Genomic DNA, 22,490 nt, shown 5'->3' with positions numbered 1-22,490 from the left:
TCTTTGAAAAAGTTCTGAAATGAAGCCTGGTTCGTGCACTTAAGGTACTAGCGAGCCGCCGTGATCGACTTGGGCCCACGTCCGACCGCAACGACGCCGGACTGCACGATCTCACGGATGCCGTACGGGTCCAGCATCCGCAGCAGCGCGTCGAGCTTCGAGCGGGTACCGGTCGCCTCGATGGTCAACGACTCGGTGGAGACGTCGATCACCTTGGCGCGGAACAGGTTCACGGTCTCGAGAACCTGTGTGCGGACGCTCGCGTCGGCCCGGACCTTGATCAGGACCAGCTCGCGCGCGACGGAGGCGTCGCCTTCCTGCTCGACGATCTTGAGCACGTTCACCAGCTTGTTGAGCTGCTTGGTGACCTGCTCGAGCGGGAACTCGTCGACGGTGACGACGATGGTCATACGGGAGACCTCGGGGAGCTCGGTCGCCCCGACCGCGAGGGACTCGATGTTGAAGCCCCGACGGGAGAACAGCGCGGCCACGCGGGCCAGCACCCCCGGCTTGTCCTCGACGAGAACGCTCAGGGTGTGACTCGTGCTCACTTGTTGTCCTCGCTGTCCGTGGCGGCCGAATCGACGAACTGCTGCTCGCGCTCCATGGCCTCGTGGATGACGGCAGGCTCGGCGGCCAGTTCGTCGTCGTCGAAGAGCGGCCGGATTCCCCGGGCCGCCATGATCTCGTCGTTGCTGGTGCCCGCGGCGACCATCGGCCACACCTGGGCGTCGTCGCTCACGATGAAGTCGATCACCACGGGCTTGTCGTTGATCGACTGCGCCTCGCGGATCGCGGCCTCCACGTCCTCCTCGCGCTCGACCCGGATTCCGTGGCAGCCCAACGCCTCCGCCAGCTTCACGAAGTCAGGGATCCGGACCGCGCCGTGGGTACCGAGGTTGGTGTTGGAGTAGCGCTCCTCGTAGAAGAGGGTCTGCCACTGCCGGACCATGCCGAGGTTGCCGTTGTTGACCAGCGCGACCTTGATCGGCACGCCTTCGAGGGCACAGGTCGCCAGTTCCTGGTTGGTCATCTGGAAGCAGCCGTCGCCGTCGATGGCCCACACCTCGGCCTCAGGCCGGCCCATCTTGGCGCCCATCGCGGCAGGCACGGCGTAGCCCATGGTGCCGAGACCGCCGGAGTTCAGCCAGGTGCGCGGCTTCTCGTAGTTGACGAACTGCGCGGCCCACATCTGGTGCTGGCCGACGCCGGCGCAGTAGATCGCGTCGGGACCGGCGAGCCGGCCGACCGCCTCGATCACGAACTCGGGCGAGAGCGCGCCGTCCGAGGGGCGTGTGTACGCCAGCGGGTAGGTCTTGCGCAGGCCGTCGAGGTACGCCCACCACTCGGTCAGGTCGGTGGTGGTGCCGGTGGCCATGTCGGCCCGGATCGCCTCGATCAGCTCGACGATGACCTCCTTGCAGTCACCGACGATCGGCACGTCCGCGTACCGGTTCTTGCCGATCTCGGCCGGGTCGATGTCCGCATGGATCACCTTGGCGTCGGGCGCGAAGGAGGTGAGCTGGCCGGTGACCCGGTCGTCGAAACGGGCACCGAGGGTGATCAGCAGGTCGCTCTTCTGCAGCGCCGCGACGGCCGAGACCTTGCCGTGCATGCCGGGCATGCCGCAGTGCAGCTGGTGGCTGTCCGGGAAGGCGCCGCGGGCCATCAGGGTGGTCACGACGGGAATCCCGGTCAGCTCCGCCAGCTCGATCAGTTCCGCGGACGCGTTGGCCTTGATGACGCCGCCGCCGACGTAGAGCACGGGCGACTTGGCGTCGGCGATCAGCCGGGCCGCCTCGCGGACCTGCTTGCCGTGCGGCTTGCTGACCGGACGGTAGCCCGGCAGCCGCATCTCCGGCGGCCACGAGAAGGTGGTCTGCGCCTGCAGGATGTCCTTCGGGATGTCGACGAGGACCGCACCCGGTCGACCGCTGGACGCCAGGTAGAAGGCCTCCGCGATGATGCGCGGGATGTCGATCGCGTCGGTGATGAGGAAGTTGTGCTTGGTGATCGGCATCGTGATGCCGGAGATGTCGGCTTCCTGGAAGCCGTCGGTGCCGATGAGGCTGCGCGCGACCTGACCGGTGATCGCGACGACCGGGACGGAGTCCATCTGCGCGTCGGCCAGCGGCGTCACCAGGTTGGTCGCGCCGGGGCCGGAGGTGGCCATGCAGACGCCGACCTTCCCGGTTGCCTGTGCGTAGCCGGTCGCGGCGTGGCCGGCGCCCTGCTCGTGACGGACCAGGACGTGACGGACCTTCTTCGAGTCGAAGAGCGGGTCGTACACGGGCAGCACTGCGCCACCGGGGATCCCGAAGACGGTGTCGACCTCGAGCTCCTCGAGGGCCCGAACCACGGACTGCGCGCCGGACACGCGCTCCGGGGCGACCTGGCGGCGGGCGCCGGGCTGGGTTGCTGCGGTTGTCGGGGCGGGCTGAGCCGTCGCCCCCGCCTTGCGCGGCGTGGGCTGCGGCCGTGCGATTGGTGCGCTCACTACGTAATCCTCTGGTCTTGAAGTTTTGAAGCTAGCTCCGGGCAAGAAAAAACCCCCGTCAGCAATTCATGCTGTACGAGGGTGGCGCGTCGTGCTTGCGAGTTGACGGGTATCGACTCAGGCGACGACGCGCCAGCCGATTACGAGCAACTCATTCTGCTTCACGCGCTCGAAGGTAGGCGCATCAAGGATGAACAGTCAACCTGGTGAGTTCTCTGTCCCAGAATGTGAGAGCGCTGGCGGCGATGCGAGGATGGTGCTGTGTCATCCCCATCGCAGCCCGTGCCACCACGCCCATCCTCCCACACCGCCGAACCGGTCGAGCAGTCCATACACATCTCCAAGCTCTCGATCCTGCCCGTCCTCATGCTGGCGTTCGGCCTCACCTTCGTCATCTTCGCGAGCCCGCCCTGGGTGTCCGTCCTGTGGCTCGTCCCGGTCGCCGTCCTGGTGTGGACCCTGCGAGTGCGCACCGTCGTCTCCCCCGACGGCCTGCGAGTGCACCGGATGTTCTCCAGCCGGAACATCGAATGGAGCGAGCTCAAGGGTTTCCGCTTCCCCAAGCACGGCTGGGCCCGGGCGGAGCTGACCGACGGCAGCGAGGTCACGCTCCCCGTGGTCACCTTCGGCCGACTCCCCCAACTGGCCGCAGCCAGCGGCGGCCGGGTCACCGATCCGTACGCCGCGGCCGACCGCGCCGCCCGCGAAGCCGCGCAGGCTGAAGCCGAGACCGACACCGAGCCCGACGGCCCCACCGGCACCGAGCCGGACACCGACGCCCACTGAGACGCGAGTACCGTTGCGCGGACAGCACTCGACGTCTACACGGTCGGTCCGTTGATGTCATCGCGGTCCGTTCTGCGGCAGCCCCCGCAGGCCGGGTGCCTACGCTCGCGTCACGTCGACCGATCCCCACACCAGCGGATCCCCAGATAGTGAAGGACACCCCATGCCCCCGTTGAGGTCACGCACCACCACCATCGGCCGCAATGCCGCCGGAGCCCGATCCCTGTGGCGCGCCACCGGAATGACGGACTCCGACTTCGGCAAGCCGATCGTCGCCGTCGCGAACTCCTACACGCAGTTCGTGCCCGGCCACGTGCACCTCAAGAACGTGGGCGACATTGTCGCCGAGGCGATCCGCGAGGCGGGCGGCGTCCCGCGCGAGTTCCACACCATCGCTGTCGACGACGGCATCGCGATGGGTCACGGCGGCATGCTCTACTCGCTGCCCAGCCGCGAGATCATCGCCGACTCGGTCGAGTACATGGCGAACGCGCACACCGCCGACGCCCTCGTCTGCATCTCGAACTGCGACAAGATCACCCCGGGCATGCTCAACGCCGCAATGCGCCTGAACATCCCGACGGTCTTCGTCTCCGGCGGACCGATGGAAGCCGGCAAGGCAGTGGTGGTCGGCGGCGTCGCACAGGCTCCCACCGACCTGATCACGGCCATCTCCGCATCCGCCAACGACGCCGTCTCCGAGGAAGGCCTCGACGAGGTCGAGCGCAGCGCGTGCCCCACCTGCGGCTCCTGCTCGGGCATGTTCACCGCCAACTCGATGAACTGCCTCACCGAGGCGCTCGGCCTGGCACTGCCCGGCAACGGCTCCACGCTGGCCACCCACGAGGCCCGGCGCGCCCTGTTCTCCCGCGCCGGCACCGTCGTCGTCGAGGCCGCGCTCCGGTACTACCGCGACGAGGACGAGTCGGTGCTGCCCCGCAACATCGCGACGCCGGCCGCGTTCCGCAACGCGATGGCACTCGACGTCGCCATGGGCGGGTCGACGAACACCGTGCTGCACACCCTCGCCGCCGCCCAGGAGGGCGAGGTCGACTTCGACCTCGACACCATCGACGCGATCAGCCGCAAGGTCCCCTGCCTGTCGAAGGTCTCCCCCAACTCCGACTACCACATGGAGGACGTGCACCGGGCCGGCGGAATCCCGGCCCTGCTCGGCGAGTTGCGGCGCGGCGGAATGCTCGAGACGGACGTCTCGACGGTGCACACCAAGAGTTTCGACGAGTGGCTCGACACCTGGGACATCCGCTCCGGCAAGGCTTCCGAGGAAGCACTCGAACTCTTCCATGCGGCGCCGGGCGGGGTGCGCACCACGGAGCCGTTCTCGACGGCCAACCGTTGGTCCGCGCTGGACACCGACGCCGCGGGCGGCTGCATCCGCGACGTCGAGCACGCCTACACCGTCGAGGGCGGCCTGGTCGTGCTGCGCGGCAACATCGCCGTCGACGGCGCGATCCTCAAGACCGCGGGCATCGACGAGGAACTGTTCTCCTTCCAGGGGCCGGCGCTCGTCGTCGAGTCACAGGAAGAGGCAGTCTCGGTGATCCTGCAGAAGAAGATCAAGCCGGGCGACGTCCTGGTGGTGCGCTACGAGGGACCGAAGGGCGGGCCGGGCATGCAGGAGATGCTGCACCCCACCGCGTTCCTGAAGGGCGCGGGCCTGGGCAAGGAGTGCGCCCTGATCACCGACGGCCGCTTCTCCGGTGGCACCTCGGGACTGTCCATCGGGCACATCTCGCCGGAGGCCGCCGCCGGTGGCGTGATCGGCCTGGTGGAGACCGGTGACCAGGTTCGCATCGACGTCGCCACCCGCACCCTCGAGATCCTCGTCGACGACGCGGCGCTCGCCGAGCGTCGCGCGAAGATGGAGGCCTCCGAGCGCCCCTGGCAGCCCGTGGACCGTCAGCGCACCGTCACGACCGCGTTGCGGGCCTACGCCGCGCTCGCCACGTCGGCAGACAAGGGCGCCGTCCGCTACGTCCCCTGAGCAACCGGCAGCCCCGGAAATCCCTCGGCCCCGTCACCCTCCCGTCCCATTCGGACGCGGTGGGTGGCGGGGCCGAGTCGTGCGCCCGGGGCGTCGCGAGGGCGCTTGCCGCTGTGTCCGACCTCCGTCACTGTCGACACCTGACTGTTAGTTCCGTCACATGAACTCATCCGCCGGCCGCCGACATCCCCGGGCTCGCACCGACACCCCGCGCCCGGCCTCGGGCGACGCCCACGGCCGACCTCGACCCGCCACCGGGCGACGGGAACCCGCACGGAAGCCGCACCCGAAACCCGCCCGCCGCCGGTCACGATCCGGCCGCACCGGGCGCCCGCGGACACCGCGTGACGTAATCGAATAAGGCGTGCTGACCGCATACTTGCACCCTGGATTCTAGTTTTGAGAAACGCAAGTTCACACATAATTCGGCGCAATACTACTTTTCGGTAATTTACCGCGAAGTATCGAATGAACCGCGATTTCTACCCATAGGTAGCCTCGCAGTTTCTTACGGCAGACAATCCGGAGAAATGCGACAACGGGACCACGAAAAGTGCCCCCGACTGGGCATCGACCCGGTTCCGCCAGCCGAGATACATGTCTGGCGCCCTCCGCGCACATCGCTTACCGTCTGCCTCGGCCACAATTCCGAGGCCCTGGTATTTCGTTATCCAGATGCACTGAATTGTTTCAGCGAACCCCGGAATTTGCTCCACGGGTGCGGTCTGGAGCAATTGGGAAATCGACACAGGGGATGAAATGAGTTCCAGTAATACCGTTGGCTGTGCCGTGCACAGGGTGACGATGGGCGATCTTGCTGATCTCGAGGGGAAGGCGCTCGCGGGTTCTTCGCGGGTACTGATATCTCAGCAACGCATCGACACCTTCGCCGACGCGACAAACGACCACCAGTGGATCCATGTGGATCCCGTTCGAGCCGCCCAGGGCCCGTTCGGCACCACCATCGCGCACGGCTACCTGACCTTGTCGCTCGCCGTGGAGTTGTTCTGGGGCATCCTCGAGGTCACCGACTCCGTGCAGGTGATCAACTACGGACTCAACAAGGTGCGCTTTCCCGCCCCCGTCCCGGTCGGCTCCGAGGTCGGCGCCACCGCGACCGTGCTGTCGGTCGATCCGGTCCCGGGTGGACACCAGTTGACGGTCAAGCTGACCTTCGACGTGGCGGGCATCGACCGGCCGGTCTGCGTGTGCGAAATGATCCTGCGCTACTTCGGCGACAGCCCCGACTCGACGACAAATGGGACGAACGGTGGCGGCAATGCTTGAGAATCTGCAGCGCCGGATCGGCGCCAAGGTGGACCCCGTCGGCTGGTTCTCGGCAACCGGGTCGGTGTCGAAGAACGCGATCAAGAACCCGGCGGAGGTGACGGCGGCGACCGGCCGGCTGGCACGGACCCTGGCCCAGATTCCGCCGGCGACCCTGCGGGTCGCCCTCGGCACCGAGGCCTCGGCGCCGCAGTCGGTGAGCGAGTGCGACAACCGCTTCCGCGATCCCGCGTGGCGGGAGAACCCCGCGTACTTCGCCCTGCTGCAGTCCTACCTGACCACACGGACCTTCGTCGACGACCTGGTCGACGCCGGCACCGAGGACGAGTTCACCGCGGCCAAGGCACGCCAGTTCGCGCACCTCGCACTCGACGCGGCGGCCCCGACCAACTCGCCGTTGACGAACCCGACGGTGCTCACCCGGGCGATCCAGACCGGCGGCAAGTCCTTGGTCCGCGGCGCGGGCTACGCGCTGGAGGACCTCGTCAAGCGCGGCGGCCGGCCGTTGCGGGTGGACCATGACGCCTTCACTGTCGGCGAGAACATGGCCGCGACCGAGGGCAAGGTCGTCTTCCGCAACGAGATGATCGAGCTGATCCAGTACGCGCCGCAGACCACACAGGTACACGAGATCCCTCTGCTGGCCTGCCCGCCCTGGATCAACAAGTACTACATCATGGACATCGGTCCGGACCGCAGCTACCTCGAGTGGGCCGTCCAGCACAACCGCACCGTGTTCGCGATCTCGTACCGGAACCCGGACGAGTCGATGGGCGCAGTGACGTTCGAGGACTACCTCGACCAGGGCATCGACGCGGCGATGGACGCGGTCCTGGAGATCACCGGGGCTCCGCGGGTCGACATCGCGGGCCTGTGCCTCGGCGGGGCCATGTCCGCGATCGCGGCCGGGCACTTTGCCGGCAAGGGCGACCAGCGGATGGGGACCCTGACCCTGATCAACACGCTCCTCGACTACAGCGAGCCGGGTGAACTCGGGTTGATCTCCGACCCGGAGACGCTGTACAAGATCGACATCATCATGGGGAAGAACGGCTACCTCGCGGGCGAGGACATGAGCCTGACCTTCGACCTGCTCCGCGCGAACGACCTGATCTTCGGCTACTGGGTCAGCCGGTGGATGCTCGGCGAAAAGCCTGCCGCCTTCGACCTTCTCGTGTGGAACGAGGACTCCACCCGGATGCCGGCCGCCATGCACAGCCGCTACCTGCGTTCGCTCTACCGGGACAACGAACTGGCCAGGGGCGAGTTCACGATCGGCGACGAGAAGATCTCGCTGTCCAACTTCACCAACGACGTGTACGTCATCGGCGCGGAGAACGACCACATCGTGCCGTGGGCGTCGTCGTACGCCAGCGCGGGGCTGTTCGGCGGCAAGGTGCGCTACGTGCTCTCGAACGGCGGCCACATCGCCGGCATCGTCAACCCGCCCGGGAAGAAGAGCTGGGTCGAGGCTCTGGGCGCCCCCGACGCCAAGCAGGCGCCCGCCCTGCCGGCCGACGCGCAGACCTGGCGGGAGAAGGCGAAGCGGAGCCCGGGGTCGTGGTGGGCGGACTGGACGACCTGGTCCAACCAGCGCGCCGGCGCGCTGCAGGCTCCGCCGCCGATGGGCGGACCCGGGCACAAGGTGCTCGGCGCCGCACCGGGCACGTACGTGTTCAGCTGACCGCAACCCTGGAGAGTTAGCAGTGATCATGCTAACCTGCTAACGTGCCGTAGGCGGGCAAGGACTGTTGCCGCACACGCGATTCCACCGCACATCCGATCACCACGAGGAGTAGCCATGACCGTCACGAAGTCCGCTCAGAGCACCATCGACGCCAGTGTCGAGAGCGCCACCAAGGTCGTCGACGCCAGCGCCGCTCGCGCCGCCAAGGTCGTCGACGCGACCACCGAGCGGGTCACCAAGGCCGTCGACGCGACCACCGAGCGGGTCACCAAGGCCGTCGACGAGAGCGCCGAGCGCGCACAGAACTTCAACGAGAAGGTCTACGCCGCGGCCAAGCAGGCCAGCCTGCTGACCCTGGACAGCTACGAGAAGTCGCTGGGCACCGTCACGGAGTTCCAGAAGAAGCTCGCCGGCGCGTCGGGCCTGGACTGGGTCGGGGCCGTCGTCAACGCGCAGGCCGACCTGGTCTCCGGCCTCACCGCCACCGCCACCTCCGCGGCCCGTCCCCGGCAGGCACACTCACTCCTGCCGGGGACCGCGCCGTCTTTGTCCACAACTACAGAAAGCAACGCATGCGCGTGATCAGAGAAGTCGCCGAGGCCGCCGTCACCAGCTGGACGCGGTACGCACGCGGCGCGCTGCGCCGCGATCGGGCTCCGTGGGGACCGCTTGCCGACGCCGCGGTGTTCTGGCAGGTACTCCTCCACCGGTCGCCGCCGCGTTTCCACCACGACAGCGTCACCGAGAAGCTCTGGACGCAGGCCTGCCTGCGGAACTTCTCCACCGCGGCCGCGGCCGGATCGGGATCGATCCTTCCGACCTTGGTGGTGCCGCCCCGATCCGGGCAGACCTCGTGCGTCGTCGACCTGTCCCCCCGGCAGAGCCTGCTCGGCACCTGCCTCGAGGCCGGCCTGGACGACCTGCACTGCATCGAATGGCTCGATCCGACTGCGGCCGAGGACGACTGGGGAATCGAGGAACACCTCCGGGTACTCGACGAGGCCGTCGCCGCACTCGGCGGCCGGGTCAACCTGGTCGGCTTCTCCCAGGGCGGCTGGCTGGCCGCGACGCACGCCGCCCGGCGCCCCGAATCCGTGGCCACCCTGACCGTGGCATCCGCACCGATCGACTGCGAACGCGGAGTCGACGCGCAACGCACTGCCTGGATGCGGGCGGGACGGAGCAGCGTCGGCGCCGGCGTGGTCGGCGCGCTGCCGTGGGACCTGCTGCAGTCCGGACGCACCCAGGCGGCGGCACTGAACCTGGCGGAGTGGCCGACCGAATGGGGTCGGATGATGGCGCTGTGGGGTGCCATCGACGATCCGGCGGCGGTCGAGGCGGAAACCGCGTTCCGGAACTGGATCAACCATCCGCAGGACGTTCCGACGGCGCTCTACCGTTGGACGCTCGAGCACCTGTTCCTGCGCAACGAACTCGCCCGCGGCGAGATGACCGTCGGCGGCGAGCGTATCGACCTGGCCGCCGTCGAGTGCCCGCTCTTCCTCCTCGCCGGCACCCGCGACACCGTCACGCCGCCCACACAACTGTGGGCGCTGGCCGACCTCGTCTCGACGCCCCGGGAGTCCGTCACCAGGATCACCGCGGACACCGGCCACCTGGGCATGGTGTGCGAGACGGAAGTTCTTCGCCGGCAGTGGCTTCCGCTGCTGCGGGACGTTGCCGTCGTATCGGCCCCGCGGGGCTAGTCGGTACCGGCCTGGCCACGGCCACGGCGCCGGTTGGCGACCGTCATCTCGCGGAAGGTCGTGTACATCTCCTCCAGCGCGGCGCGCTGCGCCTTCGTGAGGTCCTTGTCCCTGCGGATGGCCACGACCACATCGGGCTTGCCGTCGGTGTCGCCGCGGTGCGCCCGGGCCGAGAGCAGGTCGGCGGACATCTTCAGGTGGTCCGCGATCGACTCGAGCACCTGCTCGCTCGGCTCACGCAGGTTGCGTTCGATCTGGGACAGGTAGGGGTTCGAGATGCCCACCATCTCGGCGAGCTGCCGCATCGGGAGGGCGGGTCCCACCCACCGGGGCGCGGCCGGCCGCTCAGGCCGCGGCGAACTCGGCGATCCGCCGGCGGGCGAGCGACACCGCGGCCGTGTCGCTGTCCACCCCGACGACGCGGGCGTAGTCGAGGATCTCGAGCACCACCTCGCCGATCCGGTCGACCCGGTCGACGAAGTCGCTCACCCCGTTCACCTCCGCCTCGCACGAGATCAGCCCGCCGGAGTTGGAGACGAAGTCCGGCACGTACACGACGCCACGGGCAGCGAGCGTCGCGCTGACCGTCGGCTCGGCCAACATGTTGTTCGCCGCACCCACCACCGCGACCGCGGAGAGCCGGTTCGCCACGGCGTGGTCGACCACCTGCCCCGGTCCCGCCGGGCAGACCACGTCCACCTCGGCGTGCAGGATGTCGGACAGCGGACTCGGCTGCGCACCAAAGCTTTCCACTGCCTTCTCGACCCGCACCGGATCCGGGTCGGCGACCAGGACGGTGGCTCCGCGCGCGGTCAGCTGCTCGACGATGCCCAGGCCCACGTTGCCCGCGCCCTGCACCGCCACCCGCAGCCCCTCGACGTCGCGGCCCAGGTGCGACGCCACCGCCGCGATCGAGGCCACCACGCCGCGGGCGGTGTACGGCGAGGGGTCACGCCCGGCACTCGAGACCCGCGGCACGTACCGGCCGATCACCTCGAGGTCCGCGCTGCCGGTGCCCATGTCGGCCCCTGGGATGTACCGCCCGCCGAACATTCCGATGTGCCGGCCGTGCGCTTCGAGCAGGTCCCGGGTCTTGTCACCGAACGGGTCGGCGTTGACGACACTCTTGCCGCCGCCGAGCGGGAGGCCCGCCAGGGCGGCCTTGAAGGTCATCGCGCGCGCCAGCCTCATGGCGTCGGCGGCCGCCAGTTCGTCGCTGGCGTACTTGCGGATCCGGACACCGCCCAGCGCCGGGCCCAGCGTGGTGTCGTGCACCGCGACGATGCTCGCGAATCCGCCCTCCGTCCGGCGGATCGACAGCTGCTCGAAGTCCTGATCGGCCAGCGAATTCACGACGCTCATGACGCTCTCCTGTGATACTCCGCCCGCGACAAGTCCACCTCGTGGGGCTGACTCGCTGTGGGGCAATGATTTACGGCACTTGTGGCACGTTCCGGCGGGACCCCGCCGGAGAAGAACTGTAAGCGGCGTCACACAATTGTCAACCCCGCTGGGCCGCACGCCGCGCGGCCGACGATCCGCCTGCGCACGGAGCGCAGCTGCGGTGCCGGATGGCGCACCGAGGTGAGCATCCTGCTCAACTTGGCCGCCGGGTATTGCCGCCGCGGGCCCTCGGATGGTTCCCTTCGTGTCGCCACTGAGACCTGGATCACAGTCCACCTACGATCGCCTTCGGTGACACCGCCCATTTCCCGGCCCACGAGGCCGCAGGCTGCACAGCAAGGAGTCCACCCATGCCCGGAGCAGGCATCTGGCGAACGAAATCAGTCGAACAGTCGATAGCGGACACGGACGAACCCGGCAGCCGCCTGCGGCGCGACCTCACGGCCTGGGACCTGACGGTGTTCGGCGTCGCCGTGGTCGTCGGCGCGGGCATCTTCACGCTGACCGCGCGCACCGCGGGCAACGTGGCCGGGCCGTCGATCTCGCTGGCCTTCGTCCTTGCCGCCGCGGCGTGCGGGCTGGCGGCCCTGTGTTACGCCGAGTTCGCGTCCGCCGTGCCGGTGGCCGGCAGCGCCTACACCTTCTCCTACGCCACCTTCGGCGAGTTCGTCGCCTGGATCATCGGCTGGGACCTGATCCTCGAGTTCGCGCTCGCCTCGGCGGTGGTCGCGAAGGGCTGGTCGCTGTACCTCGGCAACGTGATCGGCGCGGCCGGGTCCACGACCGCGCACCTCGGACCGATCGCCTTCGACTGGGGCGCCCTGGTGATCATCGGTGCGATCACCCTCGTCCTCGCCATCGGCACCAAGGTGTCGTCGCGGGTCTCGGCCGTCATCACCGCCATCAAGATCATCGTGGTCCTGCTCGTCATCGTGGTCGGCGCGTTCTACGTCAAGAAGGAGAACTACTCGCCGTACGTCCCGCCCGCCGAGGGCGCCGCCAGCACCGCCAGCGGCGTGCACCAGTCGCTGTTCTCGTTCTTCACCGGCGCCGGCGGCAGCACCTACGGCTGGTACGGCCTGCTCGCCGCCGCCAGCCTGGTGTTCTTCGCGTTCATCGGATTCGACGTCGTGGCCACCACCGCGGAGGAGACCAAGAACCCGCAGAAGGCGCTGCCGCGGGGCATTCTCGGCTCCCTCGCCATCGTCACCGTGCTCTACGTCGGCGTCACCCTGGTGCTGACCGGGATGGTCAAGTACACCGACCTGCGCACCGGCAGCCCACTGGTCGGCGACAGCAGCGCGACGCTCGCCACGGCCTTCGAGGCGCACGGCATCACCTGGGCGCAGTGGGTCATCAACTTCGGCGGACTTGCCGGCCTGACCACGGTCGTGATGGTCATGATGCTCGGCCAGACCCGGGTGCTGTTCGCGATGTCACGGGACGGCCTGATGCCCCGCGGCCTGGCGAAGACCGGCAAGAAGGGCACCCCGGTGCGGATCACCCTCATCGTCGGCGGCGTCGTCGCCCTGCTGGCCGGATTCTTCCCGATGGGCACCCTCGAGGAGATGGTGAACATCGGCACGCTGTTCGCCTTCGTCCTGGTCTGCATCGGGGTGATGGTGCTGCGCCGCACCCGTCCGGACCTGCCGCGTGGCTTCCGGGTCCCGCTGATGCCCGTCGTCCCGATCGTCGCGGTGCTGGCCTGCCTGTGGCTGATGCTCAACCTGTCGGTGGAGACCTGGATCCGCTTCGTCGTCTGGATGGTGCTCGGCATCGCCGTCTACTTCGCCTACGGGTACCGCAAGTCGGTGCTCGGCCGGCGCCTCAACGCCCCGGTGGAGCCGGCGCCGCAACCCGAGCCGGCGAGCCTGCCCGTCTGACCTCACTCACCTCTCAGCCAGCCCCCTGGTCACTCAGATCAGGGGGTTGGCGCCGTCCAGGAAGATCCACAGGCACACCCCGGCCGCGACGCCGAGGATCAGCGCCAGCGCCGATCCGGTGCGCGGGCGGGTGGCCCACCGATGGGTGCCGTCCACGGCGATCCGGCCGGGTCCGCAGAGGATCACCGCGATCAGGGCGGCCACCAGCAGGGTCTCGTACTCGACACCCGCCGGGGCGAAGAACTGCAGGCCCGGTTCGGCGACCTGCCGCACACACCAGGCGTTGATCATCACCACGAGCACCGCGGCGGCGGCCAGGGGCGTCATCAACCCGACGATCAGGAACACACCGCCGGCGACCTCGGCGACCGCGCCGAGGGTCGCGAGCAGCCGGGCCTGGTCGAACCCCGCCTCGACCAGCGTGGTCTCGAAGCCGTCGAGGCCGGGTCCGGCCCACCAGCCGAAGAGCTTCTGCAGGCCGTGCCCGAGCGCGAGCGCGCCGACCGCGACCCGCAGCACCAGCAGCCCCAGGTCCAGGGTGCCCCGCGGCGCCGCGGCAGGCGACGCGGCGGCGGCCGGGTCCGATTCCGCGGCGAGTCGAGCCGGGGCGGGTGCCACGACGGCCGGCGCCGGCGTCACGTACGGCTCCTCGAGGGCAAAGGAGCCGTCGACGTCGTAGGCGTCGCCGGTCGGCAGTACCTCGGTGGTGCGGGTCGGCGACTCGTACTCCGGCGCAACGTACTCCGGTTCCGTGTACGCCGTTGCGACGTACTCCGTGACCGGTTCGGGGGTCCGGCGGGCGGCCGGGAGCGCGGGACCGTTGTAGGTCGGAATCTGCTCGGTGGGCAGCAGACCCAGGTCCTCGTCGGTGGTCGGGATCCGCTCGGTGGGGTGGTCGAACGGGCTGGAGACGTCGCGAGGCTTCTGTGTCACGGTGACAGGGTAGAGCGCGCGGGCAGCCCGCGGCGCATGGCGAGGGTCGGCGCGCCGCACCGGCCGTCACTTCCGTACCGTTCGAAGGCATGGGAGTCTCACGCGGACGGCCGTCGACTGCGGCACTGGCACTGCGTCGCACCGCAGCGACGACACTGATCGGGCTGTCCGTCGTCGGCTGCGCGAAGTTCGACGACACCGCGTCGACCCCGTTCACCCCGGTGCCGACCTTCGCGCCCGGCGGCGACACCGCGCCCGGCCGGCCGGCGCCGACCGCCGAGAGCCCCGCCCCGAGCACCTCCCCGCGGCCGCTGGCCCCGTGCGAGGACGCGGACCCGTCCGTCGTCGCGACCTGCCTCGACACCACCGGCAGCCTGACGATGCTGCCCGACGGCCAGACCGCACTGGTCACCGAGCGGCGCACCGGCCGGATCCTGCGCGTCGCCCCCGGCCAACCGCCCGCCGAGGTCGCCCGGCTCGACGTGGACGGTTCCGCCGACGGCGGCCTGCTCGACGTGGCCCTGTCCCCCACCTACGCGGAGGACAACCTGCTCTACGCGTACGTGAGCACGTCGTTCGACAACCGGGTGGTCCGGATCGCGCCCGGGGACCTGCCCAAGGAGGTGCTCACCGGGATTCCGCGCGGCCCGGTCGGCAACACCGGCGCACTCGCCTTCAGCTCACCGAGCGAACTCCTGGTGTTGACCGGCGACGCCGGGAACCCTGCTGCCGCAACAGATCCCGGCTCCCTGGCCGGCAAGCTGCTGCGGGTCACCACGCTGGGGCCGGCCCCCGTCACCGGGCCGTCCGCCCCCCGCGTCGCGCTCTCCGGTGTCGGCACCGCGGGCGACGTCTGTGTGGACCCGCACGGCGGCGCCATCTGGGTGACCGACCGGACGCCGCTCGAGGACCGGCTGCAGCGGATCACCACGGACGGCGCGTCCGGGGTGCCGGTGTGGTCGTGGCCGGACCGGCCGGGCGTCGCGGGATGCGTCGCCGGGGGCGCCGCGGTCGCGGTGTCGCTGAGCGACGCCAACGCACTCGCCGTGCTGACGCTGGACTCGCAGACCGGCGCGGTGACGGCGGCACCGTCGCTGGCGGCGCAGGACAAGTACGGGAAGCTGCGCGGCGCCGGACTCGGCGGCCAGGACCAGATCTGGGTGTCCACCGAGAACAAGACCGACGGTCAGCCCGGCCCGACCGACGACCGGGTGGTCCGGATCGACGCCCCCCTCGGCGGCGGCGGCTTCGACTAGAGCGGGGCCGCAGGGCCCGGGCAGCGCCGGGTAGCCGCGACAACCCGTCGGCCACCCGACGACGAGGACCGGCGGGCGGACGGCCAGGGCCAGCTAGGGAACCCGCTCGACCGGCTTGAGCTCAGGCTTCGAGCCGAGCAGCGACGCGGTCAACGGCAGCACCAGCACGGTGATCGCGCCCGCCGCGACCAGGATCGAGGCGTTGGACTCGGTCATCTGACCGGCGTTCACGGCGACCTCCGTCACCGCGACGATCAGCGGCAGCCCGGTCGCGGCATACAGCGCCACCTGACCCCGCTCGCGCACGGTCGGCGGCGGATCCTCGAGGTCCGGGCCCCGGTCGAATCGTTCGGCGAAGAACACCGGCAGCCCGCGCACCAGCAGGATCAGCACCAGGAACGCGAGCAGGATCCCCGGCGCGGCGGCCACGGCCTTGACGTCGATCGCCATGCCCGAGGTGACGAAGAAGATCGGGATGAGCAGCCCGAAGGCCAGCCCGTCCAGCTTCGCCTCCAGCTTCTCGTCCCCCGCGGGCCTCGCCCGGCGCAGGATGAAGCCCGCCGCGAAGGCTCCGAGGATGATGTCGAGGTCGAAGATGGTCGCGACCGCGATCAGCGTGACCAGCAGCAGCATCGTCAACCGCACGGTCGTCTGCGCCGTGGTCTCGGAGCCGAGCCGGATGATCGAGGCCAGCTTCGAGCCCTCACGGCGCAGGCCCGCCGGGATGAACGCGACTCCCACCGCCGCCGCCGCGAACGCCGCCAGCACGACCAGCGACGCGCCCGCACCCCGTGAGCTCAGCAGGATCGCCATCGCGATCACCGGGCCGAGCTCGCCGAAGGCGCCGTGGTTGAGGACGGTGCGGCCCAGGCGGGTGCCGAGCATGCCGCTGTCCTTGAGGATCGGCAGCAGCGTGCCGAGTGCCGTGGAGGTCAGGGCGATGGCCACCGCGATCTCCGCGTCGATCGCGCCGGTCAGGCCGAGCAACCCGATCACCACGAAGGCCAGCACCAGGCACGACAGCCAGGTGATCAGCGCCCGACGCCCGCCGCGACCGGTCAGCTCGCTGGTGTTGATCTCGTAGCCGGCGAGCAGGAACAGCATGCCGAGGCCGAGCTCGCGGAGCAGGTCGATCTCGCTGCCCACGACGGCGAGGTCGAGGACGTGCGGACCGACGATGACGCCCGCGATCAGCAGCAGCACCACCTCCGGCACCAGCTTGCGCGGGACCAGCCCCGCCAGTAGCGGCGCGACCACCGCGCAGAGGGCTATCCAGAAAAGTGAGGCACTGACCGGCGGGCCTTCGGTCAGATCCCCTTCGAGCAGGACCTAGGAGCAGGCCGCGATGACCATGTCCTTGACCTGAGCCGGGTCGGCCTGGCCGCGGGTGGCCTTCATGACGTCGCCGACGATCTTGCCCGCCGCGGCGACCTTGCCGGAACGGATCTTCTCGGCGATGTCCGGGTTGGCGGCGAGCGCGGCGTCGACCGCGGCCTGCAGCGCCGAGTCGTCGCGCATGACGGCGAGTTCCCGCTTGGCGACGACCTCGTCCGGCTCGCCCTCGCCGGCGAGCACACCGTCGACGGCCTGCCGGGCCTGCTTGTTCGCGAGGGTGCCGTCGGCGACGAGCGCGATGACCCGCGCCAGCTGCGCCGGGGTGATCGGCAGCTCGGCCAGCTCGACGCCACGGGCGTTCGCCTGCTGCGAGAGGTAGGCCACCCACCAGGACCGCGCCGCGTCGGCGGGCGCGCCGGCCTCGGTGGTCGCGATGACCAGGTCGAGCGCGCCGGAGTTCACCAGGTCGCGCATCTCCTCGTCCGAGAGACCCCAGTCGGCCTGGATGCGGGCGCGGCGGATCCACGGCAGCTCGGGCAGCGTGCCGCGCAGCTCCTCGACCCACTCGGCGCTCGGGGCGACGGGCTCGAGGTCCGGCTCCGGGAAGTAGCGGTAGTCCTCGGCGGTCTCCTTGCGACGGCCGGCGGAGGTGGTGCCGTCGGCCTCCTGGAAGTGCCGGGTCTCCTGGATGACCTCGCCGCCGGCGCTGAGGACGGCGCCCTGACGGCGCATCTCGTAGCGGACGGCCACCTCGACGCTCTTGAGCGAGTTGACGTTCTTGGTCTCGGTGCGGGTGCCGAGCTCGGTGGCGCCGATCGGCATCAGCGAGATGTTTGCGTCGCAGCGCATCGAGCCCTGGTCCATCCGGACGTCGGAGACGTCGAGCGCCTTGAGCAGGTCGCGCAGCGCGGTGACGTAGGCGCGGGCCACCTCGGGCGCGCGTTCGCCGGCACCGGAGATGGTCTTGGTGACGATCTCCACCAGCGGGACGCCGGCGCGGTTGTAGTCGAGCAGCGAGTGGCTGGCGCCGTGGATCCGGCCGGTGGCGCCGCCGACGTGCAGCGACTTGCCGGTGTCCTCCTCCATGTGCGCGCGTTCGATCTCGACCCGCCAGGTGGTGCCGTCGTCGAGCACCACGTCGAGGTAGCCGTCGGTGGCGATCGGCTCGTCGTACTGCGAGATCTGGTAGTTCTTCGGCTGGTCCGGGTAGAAGTAGTTCTTCCGGGCGAACCGGCCCCACGGGGTGATCGAGCAGTTCAGCGCCAGCCCGATCCGGATCGCGGACTCCACCGCGGACGCGTTGACCACCGGCATCGAGCCGGGCAGGCCCAGGCACACCGGGCACACCTGGGTGTTGGGCTCGGCACCGAACGCGGTCGGGCAGCCGCAGAACATCTTGGTCGCGGTGTGCAGTTCGACGTGCACCTCCATGCCCATGACAGGCTCGAAACGTGCGAGCACCTCGTCGTAGTCGAGAAGGTCTGTCGTGGTCGCCACCTGGCCGGCTGCAGTCATGGCCACAAGTTTATGCGGCGCGTCCCGACAGCAGGAGGTCGGCCACCGGTGGCCGACTCAGCCGAAGATGATGCGCATCTCCTGATAGCGGTGTTCGGGCACCGACTTGTGGTCGACGAGCGCCTCGTCGAACCCGACCCGGACGATCTCGGTCCCGTGCAACGCGACCATGTGGCCCCACTGTCCGTCGGCGACCAGGTCGGTCACGGCCATCCCGAGCCGGGTCGCGAGGACCCGGTCGAAGGCGGTGGGGACGCCGCCCCGCTGGATGTGCCCGAGCACCGTCGCCCGCGTCTCGATGCCCGTGCGCTCCTGGATCATCGGGGCCAGCACCTCGGCGATCCCCCCGAGCCGCGGCCGGTCGAACCCGTCGAGACCCTTGGTCGAGTGCGCCTGCGCCATGCCGGGCAGGGTGAAGCCCTCCGCGACCACCACCATCGGGGACCGGCCGCGGTCCCGGACGCTGGTCACCCACTCGCAGATCTGCTCGACGGACTCGGGATGCTCCGGGATCAGGATGGCGTGCGCGCCGCCGGCCGTCCCCGAGTGCAGTGCGATCCACCCGGCATTGCGCCCCATCACCTCGAGGACCATGCAGCGCTTGTGGGAGTTCCCCGTGGTGCGCAACCGGTCGATCGCCTCGGTGGCGATCTCGACGGCGGTGTCGAAGCCGAAGGTGTAGTCGGTCTGGTCGAGGTCGTTGTCGATGGTCTTCGGCACCCCGACGATCCTGATCCCGCCCTCGTGCAGGCGCTGGGACGCCGCGGCGGTGCCCTCGCCGCCGATCGCGATGACGGCGTCGACACCGAGCCGGTCGAGCGTCCGGGCGATGTTCTCCGCTCCCCCGTCCGGCCCCTGGAACGGCCCGAACCGGCTGGTCCCGAGGATGGTGCCGCCCTCGTGCGAGAGACCGCGGACACGAGGACGGTCGAGCGGGATCGCCTCCCCCTCGACCAGCCCGCGCCAGCCGTCGAGGAACCCGACGAACTCCTGCCCGTGCACGGTGGCGCCCTTGAGGACGGCCCCGCGGATCACCGCGTTGAGGCCGGGGCAGTCGCCGCCGCTGGTCAGAATGCCGATCGTCGTCATGGAGGTCCCCGTTCCCCGGGTGTGCGTGGATGTCTCTCCACCGCCATACTGCCCGCGACGCGGCGCTCGGGCATCCCGGGACGCGCCGTCATCCGGGCGTGACCAGTCCGCTCTCGTACGCCAGCACCACCGCCTGGGCCCGGTCCCGCAGGTGCAGCTTGCCGAGCACCTTCCCGACGTGGGTCTTGACGGTCTGCTCGGCCACGAACAGTGACTCGGCGATCTCCCCGTTGGAAAGGCCCCGCGCGATCAGCTCGAGCACCTCGCGCTCGCGTGGGGTCAGCGCGGCCAGCTTGGCCGGCTCGGGGCGCGGGGCGGCGCGGCGGCTGGTGACGTCGGCGATCAGCCGCCGGGTGACGGTCGGCGCGAGCAGCGCCTCGCCCGCGGCCACCACCCGGACCGCCCGCACCAACTCCTCGGCGGGTGCGTCCTTGAGCATGAAGCCGCTCGCCCCCACCCGCAGCGCCTGGTAGACGTAGTCGTCGATGTCGAAGGTGGTGAGCATCAGCACCCGGACCGGCGGGTCGAGCCGCGCCGACAGGATCCGTTCCGCGGCCTCGAGCCCGTTCATCTCCGGCATCCGCACGTCCATCAGCACCACGTCGGGACGCAGCCGCAGCACCTCGTCGACGGCGACCTTCCCGTCGGGTGCGTCACCGACGACGGTGAGGTCGGGTTGCGCGGCGAGCAGGGCACCGAAGCCCTGCCGCACCATCGCCTGGTCGTCCGCAATGAACACCGTGATCGCCACCCGGCCAGCCTATGTCGGCTGGACGGGTCCGCCCGACACCTGCATCCCAAGGGCGGTCGGGATCCTCGCCCGGACCGCGAAACCTCCGCCGCCGTCGGCGCCGGCGCTGAGGATGCCGCCGACGGACGAGGCCCGCTCCCGCATCCCGGCGATGCCGTGACCTCCGGACGAATGTGCCGTTGCACCAACCGAATTCGCGCCCCCGGCGGCCGCCGGTCCGGACGCGGTCGCGTCGTTGAGCACGTCGAGCACGGCCAGGTCGCCGTCGTGGCCGAGGGTGACGCGGACCGCGGCACCCGGCGCGTGCCGGGCCGCGTTCGACAGCGACTCCTGCAGGATCCGGTAGAGGGCGAGCGAGACGGAGTCCGGTATCGGATCGGGCAGACCACCGTCGTCGACGCTGACGACCATGCCCGCCCGCCTGCTGCCCTCGACCAGTTCGCCGATGCGGTCGACCCCCGGCACCGGCGCGTGCTCGGCGAGTTGGCCGTCGCTGCGCAGCACCCCGAGCATGCCGCGGATCTCGTTGAGCGCGTCGCGCGCGGTGGCGCCGATCGACTCGAACTCCGCGCGGACCTCCGGGGAGACCCCCTCGATCCGGTACGGCGCGCTCTGCGCCTGCACCACCACCAGCGACATGTGGTGCGCGACCACGTCGTGCAGGTCCCGGGCGATCCGGGCCTTCTCCTCCAGGACGGCCCGGCGGGCACGCTCGACCTCGTTGACCTCCTCCTGCCTCGCCAGCTCGCGCCGCGAGAGCACCAGCCAGCGGACCAGCAGCCCGAAGATCACCAACCCGGTGAGGCCGACCGCCCAGCCCCGGCCGTCCTGGCCGGGGGCGTGCGCCAGGAACAACAGCACCGTGGACACCCACGCGACGGCCACCACCTGCAGCGGAGACCGCATGCTCACCGCCACCAGGAGGGCCGTCAGCACCATCACGTGCACCACCTGCCACGGGAAGCCGTAGTCCGGGAACGGCTCGAACACGATCGGGATCACCAGCGCGGCACCCGCCGAGATCGCCCATCCCAGAGCGGGATTCGCCCGGATCAGCAGGAACGGCAACGCGGCCAGGCCACCGATCACCGGCTGCACGCCCGCCGGAACGTGGTGCGTCACCTGCAGCGTCGGCCAGGCGATCGCGAACAGCACGAGGCCGACGAACACGACGAGTGCGTCCCACCGCTGGCCCGCGTCGAGCCGGCGCAGCCGCGGCCGGCCCGCCAACCGTCGCAACGCCTTGGCGTCGCCGGCCTTCTTGTCCCTGTTCTCTCCCACGCCCAGAACCCTAGGAAACCCGGCCCCGGAAGTCCTCACCCCACGGAGTGAGATCGGCCTGGCTCCACGGTACGAGACCGGGCCGCCGATCGCCCCCGGGCGGGAGTCCCGGAACCGCGCCACAGGGTGATGTGCCAGCGTACGGCCGATTTCTAGCGTTCTCGGCATGCGAAAAGCCACCTGGACAGTGCTGGCGGCGGCGGCCGCCTCGACCCTGATCTCCGGCGTCCCCGTCACCGCCCACGCGGACTCCACCCGCGAGGATGCGGCGGCCGCGCGGGCCGTGCTCGCGTTGACGACGCAGGCACCCGACGCGGCCGCGGCCTCGATCCCGGACGGCTTCGCGGCCGCGGCCGGCTACCGGCCCACGACTGTCGACGGGATGCTGGTGAACCCGAACGGGGACTGCTCCTCGCCGGTCCCGCTGCCCGCCGAGTTCGACGCCTCCTGCCAGGCGCACGACCTGGGCTACGACCTGCTGCGCTACGCGGACGGCGCGGGCGCGCAGCTCGGCCCGTGGGCACGCAGAAGCCTTGACGCGCAGCTGGACCGGCGGATGCACGACGCCTGCGCGGCGCGGACCGACGAGACGGCTCGGGCGTCGTGCTTCGTGATGGCCAACGTCGCCACCACTGCGGTGACGTCGAACTCGTGGCGGCAGGGCTACGTGGCGCCGCGCCCGGAGCCGGTCACCGGCTACCTGCTGGCCGCGGGCGGCGGGCTCGCGGTGCTCGGCGGCGCGGTGGCGGCGGGCCGGCTGCGCCGCCGCGGCCTCGCACCCCGGCACCTCCGGGCGGACACACCCCGGCACCTCGGCGCGGCGACGGCGGTGACGGCATGAGCGCCGTGCTCGACCGCCGCTCCCGGGGCTGGGACCTGGCCCGGTCGACGGCGCTGCCGTCCGTCGCGACGAGCCTGTGGGTCAGTGCCGCGGTGGTGCTGTCGCTGGCGCCGTCGCTGCTGCCGCGGTCGGCGACCGTGCAGGCGGTGGCGACCGGGGTGCTGGCCGCCCTGGGGTGGGCGCTCGCGGCGGCGTGGCGCCGCCGGCCGTGGCGGCGGGGCGCCGGTGCAGCCG

20 protein-coding genes are annotated in these 22,490 nt (G+C 70.4%); 10 read left to right on the top strand and 10 right to left on the bottom strand.

Going from position 1 to position 22,490, the window contains the following annotated elements:
- Positions 1-47 precede the first annotated feature (47 nt).
- Positions 48-551, bottom strand: a complete 504-nt coding sequence (gene ilvN, locus AC1DWC_RS05795; protein WP_072845140.1) for an acetolactate synthase small subunit — start codon at positions 549-551, stop codon at positions 48-50.
- On the bottom strand, positions 548-2,497 hold the full coding sequence (locus AC1DWC_RS05790; protein WP_477906578.1) for an acetolactate synthase large subunit: 1,950 nt from the start codon (positions 2,495-2,497) through the stop codon (positions 548-550). Before AC1DWC_RS05790 ends, ilvN begins: the two co-directional genes overlap by 4 nt.
- A gap of 282 nt (positions 2,498-2,779) precedes the next feature.
- On the opposite strand from AC1DWC_RS05790, the gene AC1DWC_RS05785 reads away from it, so the two are divergent.
- The 6 genes from AC1DWC_RS05785 to AC1DWC_RS05760 all read left to right on the top strand — a co-directional run bounded on the left by AC1DWC_RS05785 (position 2,780) and on the right by AC1DWC_RS05760 (position 9,968).
- Positions 2,780-3,283, top strand: a complete 504-nt coding sequence (locus AC1DWC_RS05785; RefSeq protein ID WP_477906577.1) for a PH domain-containing protein — start codon at positions 2,780-2,782, stop codon at positions 3,281-3,283.
- Positions 3,284-3,446: 163 nt separating this feature from the next.
- The gene (gene ilvD / locus AC1DWC_RS05780) at positions 3,447-5,288 is read left to right on the top strand and encodes a dihydroxy-acid dehydratase (RefSeq protein WP_477906576.1); all 1,842 of its coding nucleotides are present in this window, start codon (positions 3,447-3,449) and stop codon (positions 5,286-5,288) included.
- 804 nt (positions 5,289-6,092) lie between these two features.
- Positions 6,093-6,575, top strand: a complete 483-nt coding sequence (locus tag AC1DWC_RS05775; protein ID WP_477906575.1) for a MaoC family dehydratase — start codon at positions 6,093-6,095, stop codon at positions 6,573-6,575.
- On the top strand, positions 6,568-8,259 hold the full coding sequence (locus tag AC1DWC_RS05770; protein ID WP_477906574.1) for a PHA/PHB synthase family protein: 1,692 nt from the start codon (positions 6,568-6,570) through the stop codon (positions 8,257-8,259). The genes AC1DWC_RS05775 and AC1DWC_RS05770 overlap by 8 nt, the downstream gene beginning before the upstream one ends.
- 117 nt (positions 8,260-8,376) lie before the next feature.
- On the top strand, positions 8,377-8,844 hold the full coding sequence (locus AC1DWC_RS05765) for a hypothetical protein (RefSeq protein WP_477906573.1): 468 nt from the start codon (positions 8,377-8,379) through the stop codon (positions 8,842-8,844).
- Positions 8,835-9,968 carry an alpha/beta fold hydrolase gene (locus tag AC1DWC_RS05760; protein ID WP_477906572.1) on the top strand — a complete coding sequence of 378 codons (1,134 nt, stop codon included), beginning with the start codon at positions 8,835-8,837 and terminating at the stop codon, positions 9,966-9,968. Before AC1DWC_RS05765 ends, AC1DWC_RS05760 begins: the two co-directional genes overlap by 10 nt.
- Here the strand turns inward: AC1DWC_RS05760 and AC1DWC_RS05755 are convergent.
- Together AC1DWC_RS05755 and AC1DWC_RS05750 are read right to left on the bottom strand one after the other, a co-directional pair.
- Positions 9,965-10,291 carry a helix-turn-helix domain-containing protein gene (locus AC1DWC_RS05755; protein ID WP_477906571.1) on the bottom strand — a complete coding sequence of 109 codons (327 nt, stop codon included), beginning with the start codon at positions 10,289-10,291 and terminating at the stop codon, positions 9,965-9,967. The genes AC1DWC_RS05760 and AC1DWC_RS05755 overlap by 4 nt on opposite strands.
- A 22-nt stretch (positions 10,292-10,313) precedes the next feature.
- The gene (locus AC1DWC_RS05750; RefSeq protein WP_477906570.1) at positions 10,314-11,330 is read right to left on the bottom strand and encodes a Glu/Leu/Phe/Val dehydrogenase dimerization domain-containing protein; all 1,017 of its coding nucleotides are present in this window, start codon (positions 11,328-11,330) and stop codon (positions 10,314-10,316) included.
- Between the two features lie 392 nt (positions 11,331-11,722).
- On the opposite strand from AC1DWC_RS05750, the gene AC1DWC_RS05745 reads away from it, so the two are divergent.
- Positions 11,723-13,255 (top strand): amino acid permease, encoded by a 1,533-nt coding sequence (locus tag AC1DWC_RS05745; protein WP_477906569.1) that lies wholly within the window; start codon positions 11,723-11,725, stop codon positions 13,253-13,255.
- A 33-nt stretch (positions 13,256-13,288) separates the two neighbouring features.
- On the opposite strand, the gene AC1DWC_RS05740 is transcribed toward AC1DWC_RS05745, so the two are convergent.
- Entirely contained in the window at positions 13,289-14,188 is a 900-nt protein-coding gene (locus tag AC1DWC_RS05740) for a DoxX family protein (RefSeq protein WP_477906568.1), read from the bottom strand.
- Between the two features lie 89 nt (positions 14,189-14,277).
- Between AC1DWC_RS05740 and AC1DWC_RS05735 the strand changes: the two genes are divergently transcribed.
- The gene (locus AC1DWC_RS05735) at positions 14,278-15,444 is read left to right on the top strand and encodes a PQQ-dependent sugar dehydrogenase (protein ID WP_477906567.1); all 1,167 of its coding nucleotides are present in this window, start codon (positions 14,278-14,280) and stop codon (positions 15,442-15,444) included.
- A 93-nt stretch (positions 15,445-15,537) separates the two neighbouring features.
- On the opposite strand, the gene AC1DWC_RS05730 is transcribed toward AC1DWC_RS05735, so the two are convergent.
- The 5 genes from AC1DWC_RS05730 to AC1DWC_RS05710 form a co-directional block, all read right to left on the bottom strand.
- Positions 15,538-16,701: a cation:proton antiporter gene (locus tag AC1DWC_RS05730; protein WP_477906566.1), complete on the bottom strand. Its 1,164-nt coding sequence runs from the start codon at positions 16,699-16,701 to the stop codon at positions 15,538-15,540.
- 72 nt (positions 16,702-16,773) lie between these two features.
- Positions 16,774-18,294: an Asp-tRNA(Asn)/Glu-tRNA(Gln) amidotransferase subunit GatB gene (gene gatB, locus AC1DWC_RS05725; RefSeq protein ID WP_477906565.1), complete on the bottom strand. Its 1,521-nt coding sequence runs from the start codon at positions 18,292-18,294 to the stop codon at positions 16,774-16,776.
- A gap of 57 nt (positions 18,295-18,351) precedes the next feature.
- Positions 18,352-19,383, bottom strand: a complete 1,032-nt coding sequence (locus AC1DWC_RS05720) for a 6-phosphofructokinase (protein ID WP_477906564.1) — start codon at positions 19,381-19,383, stop codon at positions 18,352-18,354.
- A gap of 88 nt (positions 19,384-19,471) precedes the next feature.
- Entirely contained in the window at positions 19,472-20,134 is a 663-nt protein-coding gene (locus AC1DWC_RS05715) for a response regulator (RefSeq protein WP_477844640.1), read from the bottom strand.
- A gap of 9 nt (positions 20,135-20,143) precedes the next feature.
- On the bottom strand, positions 20,144-21,364 hold the full coding sequence (locus tag AC1DWC_RS05710) for a sensor histidine kinase (protein ID WP_477906673.1): 1,221 nt from the start codon (positions 21,362-21,364) through the stop codon (positions 20,144-20,146).
- Positions 21,365-21,581: 217 nt separating this feature from the next.
- On the opposite strand from AC1DWC_RS05710, the gene AC1DWC_RS05705 reads away from it, so the two are divergent.
- Both AC1DWC_RS05705 and AC1DWC_RS05700 read left to right on the top strand, forming a co-directional pair.
- A complete protein-coding gene (locus AC1DWC_RS05705) occupies positions 21,582-22,256 on the top strand; it encodes a hypothetical protein (RefSeq protein ID WP_477906563.1) in 675 nt (224 codons plus the stop codon).
- The coding region (locus AC1DWC_RS05700; protein ID WP_477906562.1) for an alpha/beta-hydrolase N-terminal domain-containing protein at positions 22,253-22,490 on the top strand (238 nt) is incomplete at its 3' end. The genes AC1DWC_RS05705 and AC1DWC_RS05700, both read left to right, overlap by 4 nt.

The organism is Rhodococcus sp. P4_C10 (assembly GCF_056402135.1).
Note: the sequence above shows the minus strand (reverse complement) of the source record. Positions and strands in the feature narration are given on the sequence as shown.